General features: G+C 64.3%; 18 protein-coding genes and 1 tRNA gene. 6 read left to right on the forward strand and 13 right to left on the reverse strand.

Going from position 1 to position 18,615, the window contains the following annotated elements; translation table 11 throughout:
• Positions 1–2: 2 nt before the first annotated feature.
• Positions 3–566, forward strand: coding sequence for a hypothetical protein (locus tag DVU_RS01135; protein ID WP_010937545.1), 564 nt, complete (start codon positions 3–5; stop codon positions 564–566).
• Positions 556–981, forward strand: coding sequence for a helix-turn-helix transcriptional regulator (locus tag DVU_RS01140; RefSeq protein ID WP_164928122.1), 426 nt, complete (start codon positions 556–558; stop codon positions 979–981). Before DVU_RS01135 ends, DVU_RS01140 begins: the two co-directional genes overlap by 11 nt.
• On the opposite strand, the gene DVU_RS01145 is transcribed toward DVU_RS01140, so the two are convergent.
• From DVU_RS01145 to DVU_RS01165, 5 genes are all read right to left on the reverse strand, one after another.
• Positions 978–2,120: a tyrosine-type recombinase/integrase gene (locus tag DVU_RS01145; RefSeq protein WP_010937546.1), complete on the reverse strand. Its 1,143-nt coding sequence runs from the start codon at positions 2,118–2,120 to the stop codon at positions 978–980. The genes DVU_RS01140 and DVU_RS01145 overlap by 4 nt on opposite strands.
• 106 nt (positions 2,121–2,226) lie before the next feature.
• Positions 2,227–2,302, reverse strand: a tRNA-Lys gene (locus DVU_RS01150).
• A 58-nt stretch (positions 2,303–2,360) separates the two neighbouring features.
• Positions 2,361–3,635 (reverse strand): serine--tRNA ligase, encoded by a 1,275-nt coding sequence (serS, locus tag DVU_RS01155; RefSeq protein ID WP_010937547.1) that lies wholly within the window; start codon positions 3,633–3,635, stop codon positions 2,361–2,363.
• 104 nt (positions 3,636–3,739) lie between these two features.
• A complete protein-coding gene (locus DVU_RS01160) occupies positions 3,740–4,123 on the reverse strand; it encodes a hypothetical protein (RefSeq protein ID WP_223295124.1) in 384 nt (127 codons plus the stop codon).
• A 541-nt stretch (positions 4,124–4,664) separates the two neighbouring features.
• The gene (locus DVU_RS01165; RefSeq protein ID WP_011793049.1) at positions 4,665–5,072 is read right to left on the reverse strand and encodes a PilZ domain-containing protein; all 408 of its coding nucleotides are present in this window, start codon (positions 5,070–5,072) and stop codon (positions 4,665–4,667) included.
• A 175-nt stretch (positions 5,073–5,247) separates the two neighbouring features.
• On the opposite strand from DVU_RS01165, the gene DVU_RS01170 reads away from it, so the two are divergent.
• The 4 genes from DVU_RS01170 (at position 5,248) to DVU_RS01185 (ending at position 7,807) form a co-directional block, all read left to right on the forward strand.
• Positions 5,248–5,625, forward strand: a complete 378-nt coding sequence (locus tag DVU_RS01170; protein ID WP_010937551.1) for a NifB/NifX family molybdenum-iron cluster-binding protein — start codon at positions 5,248–5,250, stop codon at positions 5,623–5,625.
• A gap of 12 nt (positions 5,626–5,637) precedes the next feature.
• Positions 5,638–6,126, forward strand: a complete 489-nt coding sequence (locus tag DVU_RS01175) for a YchJ family protein (protein ID WP_010937552.1) — start codon at positions 5,638–5,640, stop codon at positions 6,124–6,126.
• A 329-nt stretch (positions 6,127–6,455) separates the two neighbouring features.
• Positions 6,456–7,109: a hypothetical protein gene (locus DVU_RS01180; protein ID WP_014524200.1), complete on the forward strand. Its 654-nt coding sequence runs from the start codon at positions 6,456–6,458 to the stop codon at positions 7,107–7,109.
• Positions 7,110–7,138: 29 nt separating this feature from the next.
• A complete protein-coding gene (locus DVU_RS01185) occupies positions 7,139–7,807 on the forward strand; it encodes a DUF3313 domain-containing protein (protein WP_010937553.1) in 669 nt (222 codons plus the stop codon).
• Between the two features lie 59 nt (positions 7,808–7,866).
• Here DVU_RS01185 and DVU_RS01190 read toward each other — a convergent pair whose 3' ends face one another.
• The 8 genes from DVU_RS01190 to DVU_RS01225 form a co-directional block, all read right to left on the reverse strand.
• A complete protein-coding gene (locus tag DVU_RS01190) occupies positions 7,867–8,724 on the reverse strand; it encodes a hypothetical protein (protein ID WP_010937554.1) in 858 nt (285 codons plus the stop codon).
• 29 nt (positions 8,725–8,753) lie between these two features.
• Complete coding sequence (locus DVU_RS01195) at positions 8,754–9,863, reverse strand: protein-tyrosine phosphatase family protein (protein ID WP_010937555.1); 1,110 nt, start codon at positions 9,861–9,863, stop codon at positions 8,754–8,756.
• Between the two features lie 178 nt (positions 9,864–10,041).
• On the reverse strand, positions 10,042–12,621 hold the full coding sequence (locus DVU_RS01200) for a PEP/pyruvate-binding domain-containing protein (RefSeq protein WP_014524203.1): 2,580 nt from the start codon (positions 12,619–12,621) through the stop codon (positions 10,042–10,044).
• Positions 12,622–12,638: 17 nt separating this feature from the next.
• Positions 12,639–12,998: a response regulator gene (locus tag DVU_RS01205; RefSeq protein ID WP_010937557.1), complete on the reverse strand. Its 360-nt coding sequence runs from the start codon at positions 12,996–12,998 to the stop codon at positions 12,639–12,641.
• 9 nt (positions 12,999–13,007) lie between these two features.
• Positions 13,008–15,116, reverse strand: coding sequence for a PAS domain-containing protein (locus DVU_RS01210; RefSeq protein WP_014524204.1), 2,109 nt, complete (start codon positions 15,114–15,116; stop codon positions 13,008–13,010).
• Positions 15,117–15,118: 2 nt separating this feature from the next.
• Positions 15,119–16,081, reverse strand: a complete 963-nt coding sequence (locus DVU_RS01215; RefSeq protein ID WP_011793043.1) for a phosphate/phosphite/phosphonate ABC transporter substrate-binding protein — start codon at positions 16,079–16,081, stop codon at positions 15,119–15,121.
• A 316-nt stretch (positions 16,082–16,397) separates the two neighbouring features.
• Positions 16,398–16,985: a hypothetical protein gene (locus DVU_RS01220; RefSeq protein ID WP_010937559.1), complete on the reverse strand. Its 588-nt coding sequence runs from the start codon at positions 16,983–16,985 to the stop codon at positions 16,398–16,400.
• Positions 16,986–17,061: 76 nt separating this feature from the next.
• The gene (locus DVU_RS01225; RefSeq protein ID WP_181409389.1) at positions 17,062–18,180 is read right to left on the reverse strand and encodes a sulfite exporter TauE/SafE family protein; all 1,119 of its coding nucleotides are present in this window, start codon (positions 18,178–18,180) and stop codon (positions 17,062–17,064) included.
• Positions 18,181–18,615 lie beyond the last annotated feature (435 nt).

Raw genomic sequence — 18,615 nt, forward strand, 5'->3', positions numbered from 1 at the left:
GCATGTATGCACAGATGATTCGTGATCGTCTCAACGATGCCTTCGAACGCGCCGTGCGCGACTGCTCGAAGCGTGTCAGCACTGAATGGGGTGATGGAGTCCTTTTCGCTGGTGATGGCCTAGACCGATTCCCCGCGATGCTGGGGGAGGAAATCGGAGCCATCCTTGCAGAGCTTCGGGCCTCGCGGGCGGCGACTTTTGTTGCGGCCAAGGTGCCTATGCCGGGCGAGGCCTCCGACGCGACGGTGGACGCTCTCGTCGCCCCCCCTGTGCGTAAGAAAGATTGGCCCGGCTGCTCCATCATCATGATGGCCGACGAACCCTCTGGACGATTCAAAGAGGGCTCGCGCTTGCTCGTCACACGCCGCATGCACTCGCGGGACACCATGCACACAGCACAGGACATCTCGTCATGGGATACCCGCGTGCTCAAGGTCGAGGGGCGCTGCCCCACCTGCTACGCCCTGCACGCTGCCTACATCCCCGAGCACTGGATAGCCGATGGCAAGGCGGTGTTCGTTCAACGGCACGGCGCTGCAGCAGAGAGGGATACCGATGAACGCTAACCATATCCTCTCCATCCAGCGGGCTGGCAATGGCCTGATTGTCCATGAGAATGATGCGTGCCAAGTGTACGAGACCCGTCAACACCGTGCGACCGCGATGCGCGAGATGCTGCAGCGCATAGCGGCGGTCGTGGTCAATACAATGGAGACGACCAAGCTGGACGTGCGAATTGAGGTACGGGACAGGACGACAGGAGAGGAAGCAGAGACCAGCCCACCCAGCCTGTGGCTGTCCCCTGACGATGTGGAACGTGAATACAACCTGCCACAGCGTTATCTGGAACAGCTGCGGCGCGATAATATCGGCCCGCGTTACTCCAAGCCGACAGCGAAGCAGGTGCGCTACAGGCGTTCCGACGTCGAGGATTGGCTCACAAACGCCTACCAGCCGACGCAGGATCAACCGTGCAGCTAGTTATTGCTCGCGTTGGCCAGCGCTTGGCCTACAATGCTCAACTTCTCTCGTTGCTGGGAGGGGATGAGGTGCGCATACCTCAGGGTCATGCTGAGGGTCTTGTGACGCATCAGCCCCATGAGTTCCTGCAGCGTGACTTGACCAGACTGCGCCAGCCAAGAAGCGAAGGTGTGCCGCCACGTGTGAAACGTGATGCGTTGGCGGTCATCCGTAATGCCGGCGTTGAGGCCCAGCCTTTCGACGGTGCGCGAAAACGTGGAGGATACTCGGCGTTGCCGGCGTCCATCGGCTGTGGGGAACAGGAGTTCCCCAGGGGCTCCCACAAACTCTGCCAGCATCTCGAAGATATCACCGTCAGCGTGGACCCTCGCCCGCTTGTGCTGCTTGTCAGTGAAGTTGATGAACCCCGTCGCAGGGGAGAGGCTCTGGCCAGTGAGGCCAAAGATCTCCGTTACCCGGAGACCAGTGCGCAACGAGAGCAAGCTCATGGCGTACAAGGGCCGAGAAGAGCGCTGCAGCGTAGCCAGCAGGGTCGTGGCCTCTTCAGGGGTGAAGAAGCGTTCACGGGCAGAGTCGACAGCGGGCATGCGATAGGCGCTCTCACGACGGGAGCTGAAGGGGTTGGCCCCTCTGTACCGTTGATCGCGGATAGCGCGGTATACGGCCCGACGTGCAAAGGCGACCAAGTGAACCACGCTCTGCTCAGACAGATGATCAAGCAACCTGCCCGTGATCTCTGTGAGCATGGTGGATGTTACGGCCACCAAGGGCAGCGCATGGAGAAGCGGCCCCAAATGCTTGTCATAGTGAGCCCGAGCTTTGTCGGCCGAGGTCTTCTTCTCAGCCTTGGCCATTCGCATATAGTGCTCGACGGCATCCCCAACGGTGAACGACTCTGCATCGGCAATGGGCAGGCCCCGGCCCACGTCCCGGCAAATCTCCATGCGCTCAAGCAGGGCCGACTCGGGGGTCACTCCCTCGGAGGCCCAGCCAATCCGCTTCCAGTGCCCTTTACCTTGGGCATCTTGGTACCAGATCGAGTAGCAGCGGTCTGGCTTCCCGCGAAGAGTACGAGATACGCTCTCGCGGTAGAAGACGCCCTTGTGCTTTGTCTTGATGTGTCGAGAGTTATTAGCCATGCCCAAAGCTATCCAGTGGGGTCAAACCGGGCAAGCCAATTTACAATTGCTTTACACAAAGAGAGAAGGGAGTCACAGTCTAGTGCTGTAACTCCCTGTAATATCATGGTGGGTCGTGCAGGATTCGAACCTGCGACTCTCTGCTTAAAAGGCAGGTACTCTACCGACTGAGTTAACGACCCCCGAAAGGTTCGGTCTTATATGCGCGGCGGTGTGCCACTGTCAAGCATTGAGGGCGCGTCAGGCCGTGATGCGTTCAAGGCCGCCCATGTAAGGACGCAGCACTTCCGGCACGATGACGGAACCGTCTTCCTGCTGGTAGTTCTCGAGAACGGCGACAAGGGTGCGTCCCACCGCGAGGCCGGAACCGTTCAGCGTATGCACGAACTCGGGCTTGCCACCACCGGCGGGCCGGAAGCGGATATTGGCCCTGCGTGCCTGGAAGTCGCCGCAGTTGGAGCACGACGAAATCTCGCGGTACTTGTCTTGACCGGGCAGCCAGACTTCGAGGTCGTACGTCTTGGTGGCCGAAAAGCCCATATCGCCACTGCACAGGGTGATCACTCGGTAGGGCAGGCCAAGGTTCTGGAGCAGCGCTTCGGCATGTCCCCTCATCCGTTCCAGTTCATCGAACGAGCGTTCGGGGTGGGCAAAACGCACCATTTCCACCTTGGTGAACTGATGCTGGCGGATGAGCCCTCGCGTGTCCTTGCCGTAGCTGCCCGCCTCGGAACGGAAGCAGGGCGTCTGGGCCGTGTACCCGAGGGGGAGGTCGCCCTCTTCGAGTATCTCATCGGCGTGCAGGTTGGTCAGGGGCACTTCGGCGGTGGGGATGAGGAAATAGTCCCAGCTTTCAAGGCGGAAGAGATCCTCCTCGAATTTGGGCAGTTGCCCCGTGCCGGTCATGGTCTTGCGGTTGACCATGAAGGGGGGCAGCACCTCGGTGTAGCCGTTGGCACTGATATGCGTGTCGAGGAAGTAGTTGGCAAGGGCACGCTCAAGCCGCGCTGCCCACTTCCAGTAGACAGTGAACCGGCTGCCAGCGAGCTTGCCTGCACGCTCGAAATCAAGCCCGCCAAGGGCGACGCCGATATCCCAGTGTTCGCGAGGAGTGAAGCTGAAGGCGCGCGGTGTCCCCCAGCGGAGCACTTCGACGTTGTCGTTCTCGTCGCGGCCTTCGGGGACGCTCTCGTGCGGAATGTTGGGGATGGTCAGCATCCAGTCGTTCTGTTCCGACTTGACCGCTTCCGCTTCGAGGTCGAGCGCCTTGATGCGCTCTGAAACACCGCCAAGGCGTTCGATGAGTGCCGATGCGTCCTCGCCCGCGCGCTTGGCCTTGGCCACTTCAGCCGAGGCCTTGTTGCGTTCGCTCTTGAGGCTTTCCACCTCGGTGAGCAGTGCCCTGCGACGGGTATCCAGCGTGGTGAACGTTGCGATGTCGATGTCCGAATGGCGCATGGCGAGTGCCTTGGCGACCACTTCGGGGTTCTTCTGCAAAAGTTTGAGATCGAGCATGAGGGTGCCACTCCTTGAAAATGCACCGACCTTGATACCCGTCCGCGGGTGGCTGCGTCAACCGTGGCGAAAGCGGTGCAAGCCGGGAGGGACGTCGCCCGCCGTCAATTGAACGCGCTTTCCTCCCGCAGTTGTTCGGCGTGGTGGTCGCGCAGGAAGTCCATGAGTCTCGGAACCTCGCGGTCGTCCAGCATGTCTGCGGTCTCGTCGCGCATGTAGTAGCCTATCCACGCGGGGCAGGTCAGCGACCTGGGCGGACCGGTGCGGCGGGCGTCGGTGAGCCATAACACGACGGGTTTGCCCTTGTAGGTTCCGGAAATGGTGAATGCGGGAACATTGTTGGGTGCAAGGGCTATGACCCAGCCAAGGGCAAGGAGGATGCGCTGGGCGCGGATGCGGGCGTCATCCACGCGGCCCATCTTGCGGAGACGTTCACGAAAGAGCGCAGCGGGAGACGGGCCTCCGGAGATGCGGGGTTCTGTTTTCATGGCCATGTGATCCCCCCTTGTTCGCTGTGGGTTCTGACTGGTCATAGAAAAACATGGAATCTCCATATGACTATGGGGAGATGCGCTCTGTGTGTCAACGTATATAGATATGGGGGGGCGAAGGTGGTTAAAAAATTGAACCAAGTTCAGCAGGCAACCCCCGGAGCAGGGACGGAGGGTTTAAAAAGTTGTACTTTTCCGGGATGCGGTCACGAGTGCCGAATTTGTAGTAATATGCTGAATATGCTATTGTTTTTGTGTGAATGGCCTTTGTTGGGCTGTTTGGCACGTGTGTTGCTGTAGTATATGCAACCTTCCTTCCTTCTCCAAAATAACAGCGATTGCTCCAAGACGACCCGCGCACGAGAGCGCGGGTCGTCTCTTGGTATCAGGGTCTCCCCGATGCGCGTCTGTCTCCGTCGAAAGAGGCAGGGGCGTGCACCGGCACGCCGGAGGGGCTGATGCCCGGCCCGTTCTGCCGGTAGCACGGTATCGCTCAGCGCTGCCTGACTTGCCACGGGGGGCCAGCATGGAACGCTCGTCAATCGTCATCCATTTCACGGACGGCTTTCGTGATGAGTCCGGCGAGAGCGCGGCATGCGTCCTCGTCAACATCAAGAAAGCGCAGACCTGTCATGTAGCGTCCCGCCGAAGGGTCGACCCATGTCACCTCCGCGATGGCATGCAGGTACTGGTCGGCGTCGTTCTCATAGTATTTGAAGAAGCCGGGCGAGTATTTGTTCAGAGTGGGGATGTGAACCTTGATCTGCAGTTTGTCACCCGGGGTGAAGCGGCGCGATGCCTCGACACAGAGACCCCCGGCACTGATGTCGGCACAGGTGGTCTCGAACCTTGGCTGGGCCGCGATGGGAAACTTGAATTCGTGCGCGAGGACATGGAACGCCTTCGGCAGACGTTTGTACCTGCGCCGTTCGTCGTCGTTGCTCATGAATCTACCTCGTTGCAATGGTTGCGAAAGAAACACCCATAGCATGACGCTAGCACAAACAGGGTGTCTGCGCCACCCCGCGAGAATCACAGCGCGGTATCGTGTCAGTACCTGTTGACTTGATGCCGTCAGGTAGTATCTGTGCGTGACCAATCCAGCACAGGAGGACCAAGCCATGTTCAAGATTGCCCTGCCGTCGCGCGACGGTATCGTTGACGAGCATTTCGGCCATTGCGAATACTTCACGCTTCTGACAGTGGACGAAGGCAGGCGTGTTGTGGAAGAAGAGCAGCTGGCACCCCCTCCCGGTTGCGGCTGCAAGTCCAACATCATCCCCGTACTGGTCGAAAAGGGTGTGCGCGTGCTGCTGGGTGGCAACATGGGCGAAGGCGCCGTCATGAAGCTCAGACAGCATGGCATCGAAGTGGTGCGCGGCGCTTCCGGCCCTGTGTCCGAGGTCGCCGCGAAATGGCTTGCCGGCGAACTGGCCGACAAGCAGGAACTCTGCACGGCGCACGGCCATCATCATGAGGGCTGCGGCGGCCATCATTAAAGAAGGATTACCATGAACGCTTGTCCCTGCGGCTCAGGCCTCGCTCTTGAGGCGTGCTGCGGCCCCTATCTGCATGAAGGAAAGACCGTCCCGACGCCCGAAGCCCTGATGCGTTCGCGCTATACCGCGCATACGCTCGGCATGTACGACTACCTCGACGAGACGACTCACCCCGACACACGTGAGGACGTCAGCACCGAAGAGATGCGCGCATGGTCGGAGGCCGTCCAGTGGGAGGGGCTTGAAGTGCTCGAAACCCGCGGGGGGCATGAGGGAGACGTCACGGGCGAGGTCTCTTTCGTGGCCCGGTACATGCTTGGCGGGGTTCCGCAGGAATTGCGCGAGGACAGCTTCTTCCGCCGCGAGGGTGACCGCTGGTACTATGTCGACGGCATGGTGCACGGCAGTGAACCCTACCGCCGCGAACAGCCGAAGGTGGGGCGCAACGAGCCCTGCCCCTGTGGCAGCGGCCGCAAGTACAAGAAGTGCTGCGGCAAGTAATGTCGATGCGAGACCGGGCGGGCGACCGTCCGGTCTTTTCGTATGCGTCGATACCCCTTGCGCGGGGAGAAGATACGCCTCCGGTGGCACGGTCCGGGTGGCGGGGCAGTCTGCATATGCAGCTGAAGCCCCTTTTCCTGTCCATGCACCGCGCAGCTACCGCTGTCCATCGGCCTTGGCATCTTGGCGATAGCCTCCGGCTGTGGCTTCATGCCGTTGCTGGGCATGTGACCTCGCCCCGGTGCTGTCGGTCGTCATACGTGGGATTTTTCTGCCCTGCCTGCCCAGCGGGAGTGGCGGACACGGAAAAAAGCAGGTAGGGATGGGGCATGTCGTATTGCAGGATTGTCAGGGCCATACGTCGTTTCTGCCTCGACTGTCAGGGGGGGGCGGCGCGCGAAGTGCGGATATGCACCGACCTTGACTGCGCCTTGCGGGTCTGGCGCATGGCCGGCGCCCGTGTCGGAGAGTTGGCCATGGACGCCAGTGACGCCCGTCCTCCGGGGCATGATGCCTTGTCCGCTTCCTGTGGGGTCGCTGCCCTTCCCTCCCCCCGCGATACCATGCAGGCGACCATGCCGGAGGCTGTCCCGCAGACTCCCTGCACGCCGACTGGCCCCCTGCAAACAGGGGGGACCGAGGACGTGGCGGCCGGGAAGGCGTCATTCCGGTGCGCGTCGCCTGTTGACGGCGCGGCGTCGCCCTCTCTGGACAGGAACGGCGACCGGGCAGGCTTTCCCGCCGAGTGCGTACCCCCCGGAAACGAAGGCGCGGCGGTCCCTCCCTTGCGGGCCATCCGTCGCTTCTGCCTCCATTGCTGCGGCTTTCGCGACGCCGTGCGCGGGTGCGACGCCCGCGAGACGTGCGCGTTGTGGTCATACCGTTTCGGTGTACAGCCCGAAACCTACCGCCGGGTGCGTAGCCGCTTCAGCGGCCCGCGTACCCTTGTCCTGCCGGGATTTTCCGTAGGTCGTCGTACCTGATCGTAGGTTGTTTTCCCTCTGGAGGCGATATGCGTCGTGGTCTGGGGCTGAGTCTTGTCGGGCTGCTGCTGATGGTGTCCCTTCTCGCTGGATGTGCAGCGCACAGGGGTGAGCGGGTGTCGAAGTCCGGCTTCCTTCGCGACTATTCGCAGTTGAAGCCGGGTGACGAGGGCATGGCGGTGCTGATCTACCGCAAGCCCGATGCCGACATGCGCAAGTATCAGAACATCATCATAGACCCTGTACGAGTGCTGCTGGGGCCTGAGGCGCAGTGGGAGGTCGAGCCGGGTGAACTGTACAACCTGGCCCGTGAATACAGGGCAGCCTTGATTCGTGAGGTGTCGCCCCTGTATCCCGTCGTGGACACGCCAAGCCCGGAGACGATGCGCCTGCGTGTGGCGCTGACCGACATCAAGCCCGGCAGTCCGGTCCGGGGCGTACTGACGCTGCTTCCGGTGGGCATGGCCATTGCCGGGGCAACGAAGGCCACCACCGGCGAGTTCTCGGATGTGGGCAAGGTGGAGACGGAGATGGAACTCATCGATTCCGTCACGGGCGAGAGGCTTGGCGCCGCTGTAGACCGGCAGGTGGGCACCAAGGCCCCGTTCAGGGGAGAGTTCGATGATGCCCGCGATGCCTTCGACTTCTGGGCCAAGCGGCTGGCGAGGGGCCTCGCGCAGGCCCGGGCACAGCGGTGAGGGCCTGCAGTCGCCGTCTGCCCGGCAGGGCAGGTTCCGGTCGCCCCTCCTGACCGCCGTCACCGGCGGTCTTTTTCCTGACGCAGGCGCTGGCTGGCCGTGAGCAGCCTGTGCAGCACGAGGGCGGCGGGCAGACCCGCCATGATACCCCACAGGGCTGCCCGGTGTGCCGCATGGTCGGCGGTGATGAGCACCCCGTTGCGGGCCTCGTTCTTGGCGGTGGTGGCCCCGTCTGGCGTCGTCCATGCTCCCAGCCAGTATTCCGTTCCCGGAACAACCAGCGAGTAGACGCGCCGCGTCTCTGTCGAGCCATCTGCACGTCGCGCCGTCCATTCGGTGAATCCGCCCCCCAGTACGGCGCGCGACTGCATCTCCTGTACGAAAGGCACTCCACGGGCATCGGTCGCGTTGGCGAAGTCCACCCCGGCGGCACCTTCCATGCCCGGCGTGTACAGGTGCACCGTGCCGCGCGAGAGAATGACATAATCCCACGGCCCTTCGCCGTACCGCACGGGCGAGATGGAGCGGATGAGCTTGGCCTCGCGTTCGTCGGGCGGGGTGGCCTGCGCGACCTCGCCGAGTGCCTGTGCCAGCGCACGCACGGTGGACATGATGCGCTGGTCGTCGGCGTGGCGCGCCTGCCCTTCGACCCGTAGGGCGCAGTCCTCGGCCACGCGGGCATTGCCGGGGGCGAGGGCCAGTAGCATGGCGATGACCGGCAACAGCGCCAGCACCACGGCGGGAAGCATGGCGAGCGCCCGCTCCGGCAGGGAACGTAGCGATGCGCAAAGGCGGCGGGACGTTGGCAGGGCTTGCATCCCCTGACGTGTACCTGTTTCCGCGTCGGCTGTGAACCGGGCAGAGAGGCGTGTCGCGCCGGAAAGCCCGCGCCGGACAGCCGTGGCGCCATCCGCCACAGGTATCCCCCGCAGTGTCTGCGCCTTGGTCAGGGCTTGCCGGTGTTCAGTCCACAGGCCACATGCCGGAAGGTTGTCGCAACGTAACGGCCCGACAGGACCTCGACGATGGGGAAGCAGGGGGGCGAGGTGGCGGGAGTGCATCCTGCCAGCAGGCCGAAGACACGACGGTCGAGGTCGTCCAGCGTGTCGGCGACCACCTCTTCAAGGAGGCGGAGGCGGGCCGTCTCGTCCATGTCCGCCGTGCGGCACCGGAGAGGGCGCGCCTCATAGAGAAGGCATCTCTGGTCGTGAAGCAGCGGGCACGGAACGCCGGACCCGCGAGAGGTCTTCTGTCGCAGTTCATCCCGTTGCGTGGACGAGAGGAGGGCATCCATGGCGGCGGTGAGTGCGGCCGCCTCGGCGAGGGTGAGCGTAGGCGGCGTGGCACAACAGCGGACATGGTCGCGTCCGCAGCGGGGGGCATCTGCGAAGGCTTCGGGGGATATGCCGGGAGTGGCGGCCTCGACGTGTCGTTCCACCTCCTGCACGAGGCGGGCGAGGTCGCGCAGCACCGGCGTCATGGCGTCCGCCACGCCGGGTTCCACGGCGGCTTCACGCACCGTGAGCGCCGGGTTGCGCCGGGCAAAGCGCCGGAGTGACCGCCATTGGGTGTAGCTTGTGGGACGCGACCTCAGCCGTGAGAGAAAGTGCTCTGCCCGTCGAGGCGAGAGGCCGCGTCGCAGCAGGTAGGCATGGAGCACCGTGCCCGTGCGTCCCACCCCCCAGCGGCAGTGCACGTATACCTTGCGGCCCCGCCATACCGATTCGTCAAGCCAGTCCAGCACCTCTTCCAGCGCGTCGGGTTCCGGTGCGCCCTCGTCCTCGATGGGCAGGAAGCGCACTTCGAAACCCGCAGCCTCTTCGGTGTCGGCGAGGGTGCACAACTCTTCGCAGACGTTGAGGATGGCGACGATGCCCTGTTCACGAAGGGCTTCGAGGTGCGCGGCAGACACGGGGGCAGGCCCTGCCGCGATATGCGGCGTGACCCATGTGACCGGAAAGACCGGGTGCCCCGAATGCGGTTTGACGGTCAGCCCTGCGAGGGCTGCGCGCAAGGTCTGCCCCGTGGCCCCGAGGAGGGCGCGCAGAAAGGTCATGGGTGCGTGCCCGTTGCGTGTGGCGGCAACACGGCAGGTGGTGTCACCCGCAAGCCATGCCCCTGCATGCGAGGCACGAGGAACCGGGGAGTGGCTTGTTCGCGTATCCTGCCCGCGAAGGGATGCGCACGGCCCCTGACGGTTGCGGCGGCTGTCTGCCGTGAGAGGGCCGCGGGCATCAGTCGTCCTCCGGGGTGTTGATACGCGTGAGGAAGTTGTCGGCCTCGGCGTCGGCCTGTTCCTCGGTGGAGAGACGGATGTCCATGAGACGGGTCACGGCCAGCACCCGGCCCAGCAGGGCGAGACGCTTCTGGATGAGGGCTTCGCTGCCGGGGCCGTGGCGGGCGTCGATGAGGTCGCCCTTGATGCGTGTCGAGAAGCCGGACTGTTCGAGTACCCGTGACAGGAAGCGCAGACGCAGGCTGCGCCCTTCGGCGTGCCCCCCGCCGCCCTTGAGCCTGAACTGGATGTAGTTGGCCCGAGTGTCTCCGGCGCAGAGGCTGTCGATGACGGCGAAGTGGTAGCCGAAGCGCAGCATGATGTTGGCATACGTGGACGATGCCACGGCGTAGCTGGCGAGTTGGGGCGAGTCGCGGCGGAAGATGCCCGCGCTGATGCGGTCGAGTTCCTCCCAGTCGGCGGCGGGTGGCAGGGCCGCCCACGCCGCAGGTTCGGACGACAGGCCGAACCATATCGCCCACAGTGGCAGGCTGCGGAAATCGTCGGGGGTGATTTCGCGCTTGCCGATGGCTGACGGGAAGAACCCGTCGTCGAGGTTCAGCACGTACATGACCACGGGGATGTCGCCACGCACCTTGCGGGCACCCGAAAGGCCGCGTCCGTCACGTTCCACGAGGCTGAACATCTCGCGCACGGCCATCTCGTGGCAGAAGCGCACGATGTCGTGCAGCGAGCGGCAGTTGGCGGGCGCGAAGTCGCTGGACGACGGGTCGACGAGAGTGAGACGCGCCACATGGGGCATGGCCCGCGACAGGCGGTGCATGGGGCCGCGCAGTGCCATCGCCCCCGGAGACGAACGTCTGGGCGGCGGTGTGGCGGGGCGTCCGGCAAACACGACGCCTTCATGCGCGTCGACGGTGACGAGTGTACCCACGGGCAGGGTGGCGAACACGCTGTCGTCGCCCGTGACGAGGACGGGGACGGAGGATTCGCGGGCGACAGAGGCGAAGTGCGAGGCCCGGCTGCCTTCCACGGAGATGACGCCCTCCATGCGGTCGAGGACGCGCGCCAGCGAGGGGCCGAGGCAGGGCGTGACCAGCACCGTGCCGGGTGGAAGGTCGCCGATGTCGGCGCATGAGAGCACATGCACCACTGTTCCGCATCCGGTGCCGGGGGCCACGGGGTCTGCCCCCTCCAGCAGGGGGGTAAGCCCTGATACGTCGACGCGCGGCGGTGGTGCGACGGCGGCGCCGGGTACGGGACGCGACTGCACGATGGAGATGCGTCCCGATTCGTCGATGGCCCACTCCACGTCCTGCGGTTCGCCGAAGAGCGTCTCCAGTTCCATGGAGAGTCGGGCGAGGCGCTTGAGGTCTTCGGTGGTCAGCGGCAGCCCCTGCGCCCGTTCGAGGATGCGATGCCGCGCCCCGCGTGACAGCCATGCCGTGGTATCGCCGCTGCTGCCGTCCATGAGCGGGGCACCCATGCCACCGACGGTGTGGATGGCGATGACCCCGGCTGCGGAGTCGTCCGATGCCGCCGGGGCATCGGGGGCTTTCGTCGCGGTGGCAGTGGTGGACGGTGTGCCGTTGTCGTCTTCGGACGTTTTCGCGGCCCTGCCGGTGGCCGCAAGGGAGAGGATGCGGGCAGGGGGGGATGGTGCGCGGGTGTAGGCGACGCCTGAGGCCTTCGCCTGCACCAGCGGCATCAGCAGCACCGCCATGGGGGTCTCGGTGTCGGCGAAGCCGTGGATGATGCGGTACGAGACCGCGCGGGGCGTGTACTTGCCCGCCAGCACCGTGCGGTAGGCGTCGGGGAGGTCGGCGGGAGCGACCCCCAGTACGCTGGTGTGCTGCCCCGCGAACGACGCCTCGCCGTCTTCGGCTACCGCGCTCGACCGTACGGCCAGCGGGGCGCGTTGCGGCGAGAGGGCGTGTCCCGCTTCCAGGAGTTCCGTCTCCAGCACGGGGGGCAGTTCAACGGTGAGCACAAGTTCACGCATGGTGCGGCAGAGGTCGACGAGGCTGTTGCCGTCGGCAAGGTCGACCTGCCGGAGAAGGTCGTCGAGAGGGGCGCGCAACCCGTTGTATTCGATGATGTAGTGGAAGGCGGAGGCCGTCACCACAAAGCCGTCGGGCACGGGCAGCATGGTGCGCTGGCGCACCTCGGCAAGGCGTGAAGCCTTGTGACCGGCGACCTCGGGTCTGCCCGCCACCTCGGAGAGGGGCAGCACATAGGGCGGGGCGAGGTCGGGTTCGGGGATGCTCACCGCCATGCGGGCGTAGAAGGCCACCTTCGAGGCATAGTCCGCAAGGTCCATCCAGCGCAGGGGGTTCATCTCGCGCAGCCGGGCGACCATGCCCATGACGTCGGTCTCGAGGGCGTCGCACTGGGCCACCACCCGCGTCCAGTCCACATGGGTGCTGCCGTAGTGGATGTCCTCGATTTCCGCGATGCGCTCAAGGCATCGCCCGTCCTGCTGGATGAGTTCGCGGAAGGCCTCGTATTTGCGGCGCAGCAGTGCGCCGGGGGCAAAGACCCGGTATGTCCAGTGGCGGAAGAGTTCGCCGAAGGCCATGCTCCCTCCGTGGGGCGTCAGGCGCCGAGTACCTCGCGCACCTTGCTTTCGAGTTCGTCCTTGTCGATGGGCTTCACGCAGTATTCATTGGCCCCCAGTCGCAGCGACTCGCGCGCCGTCTCAAGCGTGGGGTAGCCCGTGAGCATGATGACGCGCAGGTCGGGCCTATGCTTCTTCATCTCCTCGAGCACCTCCACGCCTGTCATGCGGCGCAGCTTGATATCGAGGATGGCGAGGTCGGCCCCCTTGTCACGGATATGGGCGATGGCCTCCTCCTCGTCCGTGAACGCCGTGACGTGATGCCCCTGTCGTTCGAGGATGCGCTTCACCAGCACGCCTGCATCGATAACGTCGTCGAGTACGATGATGTCGGACATGTCCATCTCCTATCCTTCCTGCGGAGGGGGCGGGGGGTTGATGGGTTCGAGGGGCAACGTCACGCGCAGGAGCGTTCCGGGGCCGGGCACCTCGCCTTGCGGCGCGGCGGCGAGCACCCCGGCGGGCAGGGGTTCGGTGATGGTGCCTTCAGGCAAGGGGCTTACGGCCTCGAGCGAACCCTGATGGTCTTCGATGATGCCGAACGACACCGAAAGCCCCAGCCCTGTGCCCTTGCCCACCGGCTTGGTGCTGAAGAAGGGGTCGAATATCTTGCGCAGGTTCTCGGCCGCCACACCCGTGCCGGTGTCGGCGAATTCGGCTGTGACGGTCATGTGGGCGATATCGAGGCGCGTGCGTATCTTGACGATGCCCCCGTGAGGCAACGCACCGAGGGCGTTGTTCAGAAGGTTCATCCACACCTGCTTCAGCTTGTCAGGGGCACCATAGATGATGGGCAACCTGTCGTCGAGCACGGTGATGATTTCGACGTTCTCCAGCGAGAAGGTGTGCCGCACCAGCGAGACGACCTCCATGATGGAGTTGTTGAAGCACATCTCCTTCTTCTGGCTTTCGGTCTGGCGCGAGAAGCCGAGCAGGTCGGAGACGATCTTGCGGCAGAACTTCGCCTGCTTCTCGATGATGCCGAGGTCGTCGCGCAGCTGACCTTGGGGTACGTCGTCCTGCAACAGCTGCGCGTAGCCGAGGATGATGCCCAGCGGTGTGTTGATCTCGTGCGCCACGCCCCCCGCCAACTTGCCTATGGATTCCATCTTCTGCGACTGGAGCAGCTGCCCCTGATAGTCGCGCAGTTCCGTGATGTCGCGCGCCGTGCTCAACACGCCGGAGACGCGCCGCGTCTCGTCGAAGACGGGAACCTTGACCACATGGAAGTGATGGGTCTTGCCGTGGCGTTGCAGCGACGTCTCAAGGTGCGAGGGCTGCCCTGTGGCGAAGACGCGAACCGTGTCGGCGGCAAAGGCCCCGGCTACGGCCTCGGGGAGGATGTCCTTCTCGTGGCGTCCCGTCAGTTCATCGGGTTCCCTGCCTGCGAAGTCGGCGTAGGCACGGTTGACCGTGAGGCAGCGTCCCTCGTCGTCGAACATGGCCACAAGGTCCGGTGTGGCCTCCAGCGTGGTGTGCAAAAGTTCCTGCTGCCGGGTGAGGTCGCGTTCCGTGGCCCGCAACTCCTCGATGCGGCTGTGCAAGGCCCCCGCCAGCACGTTGAACGCGTCGGCGAGTTCCTCGATCTCGTCTCCGGGCTGGCTCGCTTCGAGGCAACCGTGGCACTCACCGGGGAGCGTACCGGCTTCGAGGGCGGCACTGCATCGAGGGCAACGGGTGCCGAGCATCACCCAGCATCGTTTGCCGGGGCCGCCGAAGGCAGGGCAGTCGCGGTCGTCACAGCGGTGGGTGTCCCAGCAGTGGCGGCGTGTGGCGAAGGTGCTGCGCTCCATGCCCAGTTCGCTGCACACGATGTTCTCGGCGTGTTCGCGCAGGGCGTTGAGGCGGCGGGTCACCCGGTGGGCGAACTGCGTGCCTATCAAGGTGGCTATGGCGAGCGATATGCCGCACACGAGGGTGATGGTGAGGGCGAGGTCGTTGACCGATTCGACGATCTTTCCGCGCGAGAGGCCCACGCGCACCGTGCCCAGCGGCTTGCCCGCGATGCGCACGGCGGCGGCGAAGTCGTAGATGTGCCCCTGCCCGGTGTCGAGAAGCAGCGTGGCGGCGTCCTGCTGCGGTTCGAGCCGGTTGACCTTGAGAAGTTCCACCGGAAAGGTCTTGCCGAAGGTGTGGGCCATGACCGTGCCGGTATCATCGAGGATGAACCCGTAGACCACGTCGCGGTCGACGCCGCGCAGGTCGTTGACGATGTTCGACAGACGCAGCAGGTCGGAAGAGAGCAGCGAGTCGGCCGCGCGCAGGGCGATGTTGGTCGCAAGCGCCGTGCCCCGCCTCTTGCCCTCGTCGAGCAGGGCTTCGGTGGCGAGCCGTGTCACATAGATGGAGATGAGCACCGCCACCAGCAGGACGATGAGCGTTATGCCCATGTTGATCTTGTGGCGGAAGGGCATGCAGCGGAGCGAGAACCGTTGCAGGAGGGGAATACGCGGCATCCTCATTCTCCGATCACCTTCGAGGGGTCGAGCCCCAGTTTGGCGAGCAGGTCGCGGACGGGGTCGTAGTCCCTGTCCTCGGCCGGGATGATGCCCTTCATTCCCGCTGCGTTGAGGATGGCCTCATGTTCGGGGTCGCGGTCGGAAAGGGTCAGCAGTGCCTTGCGCACCTTGGCGACGATGGACGGGTCGAGTCCCTTGCGGGCCGCGTACACCCAGCTCGGATAGCCGGGGGTGGTCGCCAGTACGCGCATGCTGCCCGGTTCAAGCGTGTGGTTCACGATGTCGAGGGTCCCTTCGCGGATGGAGGCGAAGTCGTAGCGTCCGGCGTGAACGCCGAGCACCGCCTTCTCCTGCTTGCCGCCGGGACCGGGGGCGAAGGCGATCTCTGCGAAGTCCTTGGGGCCGATGCCATGGTCGAGGAACATGCCAAGGGCGAAGAGGAAACCCCCGGCAGAGAGTGGGTCGACGGCTATCCAGCGTTTGCCCTTGCAGTCGTCGAGGGTCTGGAGGGCCTTGTTGTCGCTGCGGCAGACGATCTGCCCGCGGAACACGGGTTCGCCGGAACGTTCGACGATGCGCGCAAAGGCACGTGCGCCGCTGCGTTCGAGCGCGATATAGGCAACGGGGTTGGAGAAGGAGATGTCTATCTCGCCGCGTTCGACCATGCGCAGGTGGGCATCGAACGTGTCGGGAAAGACCTGCCGTACCGGAAGCCCCGTAGCCTTGCGCAGGTATTCCACGATCTGCCCGTGGCGCATGAAGGAGGTGGCATGTGAATACTGCGGCAGGTAGGCGTAGGTGATGGAGGGGGGCGTCTGGGGGGGCGGCAGCTCTTCGCGGTGTGACAGGTCAACCTTTGCGGCGGGGTCGCGGTCGCACCCGGCGATGGCCAGCCCTATGGTCAGGGTCGCCAATACCAACAGGGTGGCCGAAAGGCAGGTACGCATGGCGAGTTGCTTCATGGCAGTCACATCGAGGCTGCGTCGGGTGGTTCCGACGGTTTCTGGTGTCGCGTCCTTCCGGGAGAGGCGATGCGCGCATCACGCGCCATCGTGACAGCCGATGGCCTCCACGGAGGCTCTGTCCGCAGGTCGCCGCCCCGGTGGCACCGGTCTCTCCGTGAGGGATGCCGCGCCGCTGGCGGCACATGTTGCCCCCCTGTCTGTCGACGCCATGCAATGCATCCGATGGAATGGGCCGGATATGTGTTGCCTGAATGCAGGCCGCACGGACGGACTGTCGGGGGCGGGGCGGGATCGTGTCTCCGCCTGCTCAGGGTCAGCCGTCGTGCCGCATCTGGTCCGTTGGCCCCTTGGCGTCTCCTGCCATGCCGGATGCGGCGGCAGCCGTTGTCGCAAGCTGCTTTCTGCGGGCGAGAAAGCTCCTACCTTTGGCATAGGTGATGCGTACGGGAATGTACAGGAGCAGAAACCAGAAGGTGACCGAGGGCTGTGCGCCGATGATGGGCACGTCCCATGGCAGGATGGGGGTCGCGCCGGAAAAGCGGTCGGACATCCACCCCATGGCGAAGGGCAGCGGCCAGATGCTGACGCAGAAGAGCGCCGCGCCGAACGAGAAATAGTGCCCGAAGGCGTCGTGCGCCTGACTGTTCACCGCCTTGTAGCTTTCCTTGTCGCCCATGCGCAGCGCCGTTTCGGAGAGCTTGTGGTGGTGTTCCATGTCGGTATGCAACTCTTCGAGGCGGCGGCGGTTCAGACGCATGACGATGCGAAGCGACACGTCCCCCACGGCAAGGCAGATGATGGTCAGGCACAGGGTGCCGAACAGGAAGCCCGAGAGGGCGTCTTCCGGCAGGCGGTACGGTACGATGAGTACCGGGTCGAGAAATCGGGAGATGTCGTTCATGGCTTCCTGTATAGGGAAAGGGGGGACGGGGTCAGTGCCCCGTCCCCCCCGGTGTACGGTGTCCGTCTGTGCTTGGCTAGCCGAAGATGCGGTAGTTGAAGAAGCCGCGCAGCACGTAGTCGATGCCCACGTAGAGGGCGAGCACGATGAAGATGCGCTTCAGCAGGGTGTCGGAGAAGTACTTCGAGGTGCGGGGGCCGATGATGGAGCCGATCACGATACCGACAAGTTCGGTGCCGATGAGGGTCCAGTCGAGCGGGGTGCCCTTGCTCACGAGGGTGATGATGGAGGTGATCATGCTCACGAGCACGGCGAGGGCGGAAGTGCCCGCAGCGAGGTACATGGGCAGTTCGGAGATGCTGGTCAGGAAGGGCACCAGCAGGAAGCCGCCGCCCACGCCGAGGAACGCGGCGATGGCGGAGATGACGATGCCGCCGACCACGGGCAGGATGGGGTTGAACGAGAATTCGACGCCCGAGAAGGTGAACACGCAGCGCGACATGGTGAAGGCCTTCACCTTGACGCCGATGGCCGACTCGTCGATCTTTTCGCCGGACTTCTGCTTCTTCACGGCTTCTTCAAAGGCCTTGGCGGCTTCCTTGGCCTTCTTCTTGTGGGCCTGACCGGCAGGGGAGGTCTCCCAGAAGAGGTAGAGGCCGAGCACGAGCACGAAGAGGCCGAAGTAGCCCTGGTAGGACGAGAACGACACCTTGCCGGCGGTGAAGTAGGCCGAAGCCCATGCACCGATGATGGAGCCTGCGCCGAGGGCTACGGCCAGCGGCAGCACGAGGCGACCCATGCGGTAGTAGTTGAACGAGGAGATGAGGCCCGACGTACCCACCAGCCACTGGTTGGAGGCCTTGATGGAGTCGGTGACGATCTTGTTGAGCGGGGTGTTCTTGCCGAGCGACTTGGCGTAGCCGCCAAGGCCGAACACGGTCATGTGGCCGACACCGGCCATGACGCCGCCGAACGCGCCCACGGTGGAGAAGATCCAGCCTACCCAGATGGCCCACAGGAAGGAGAGGACGGGGCTCACATGGGGCGCACCGGGGATGCCGAGGAAGCCGGCGGGGGCGTTGGGGTCGATCTGCCCTGCACCCGTGCCCTGCGGCATGGCGTTGATGGCATCGGAAAGCTTGTCGGCCCAGGCGGGCTCGAACCAGAGCGCGCCGATGGCGAGCGCGCCGAGCATGATGACGAGGTTTCTGGAGATACGCACGGTGGACTCCTTTTGAATGTTGTTCCGTCGGGCGCCGAGGGCGACTGCGTTCCCGGCGGCGTTGGCCTTTTGGTTATGATCCCTCTCCGGCGCTCTCGTCGGGCCGCGTGTGGCGCGGCGATGACGGGACGCTCGGAGTGTGATGCGCGCACCTACCCCGGTCGGGCGTAATGGTGCAAGTTTTCGGGTCCATGCGAAAAAAGGGACATTTGGCACAAGCTTGAAGCCTTGAAGTGGTGTTTTTCTGTAAGGTGCTTGTTCATGTTTGGAACAAGCGTGGCTTCCAAGGGTGGTAGTGCTCCCTGTCTTTCATCGATGAGACTCGTTTTCATCTGTCCGTCCACCATTCCAGAATAGCACACTCGTTGCGGCAGGCCATGAGAAACTGTGCTTAGTGTTGAAGCACGC

This window comes from Nitratidesulfovibrio vulgaris str. Hildenborough, assembly GCF_000195755.1.
Taxonomy (GTDB): Bacteria; Desulfobacterota; Desulfovibrionia; order Desulfovibrionales; family Desulfovibrionaceae; genus Nitratidesulfovibrio; species Nitratidesulfovibrio vulgaris.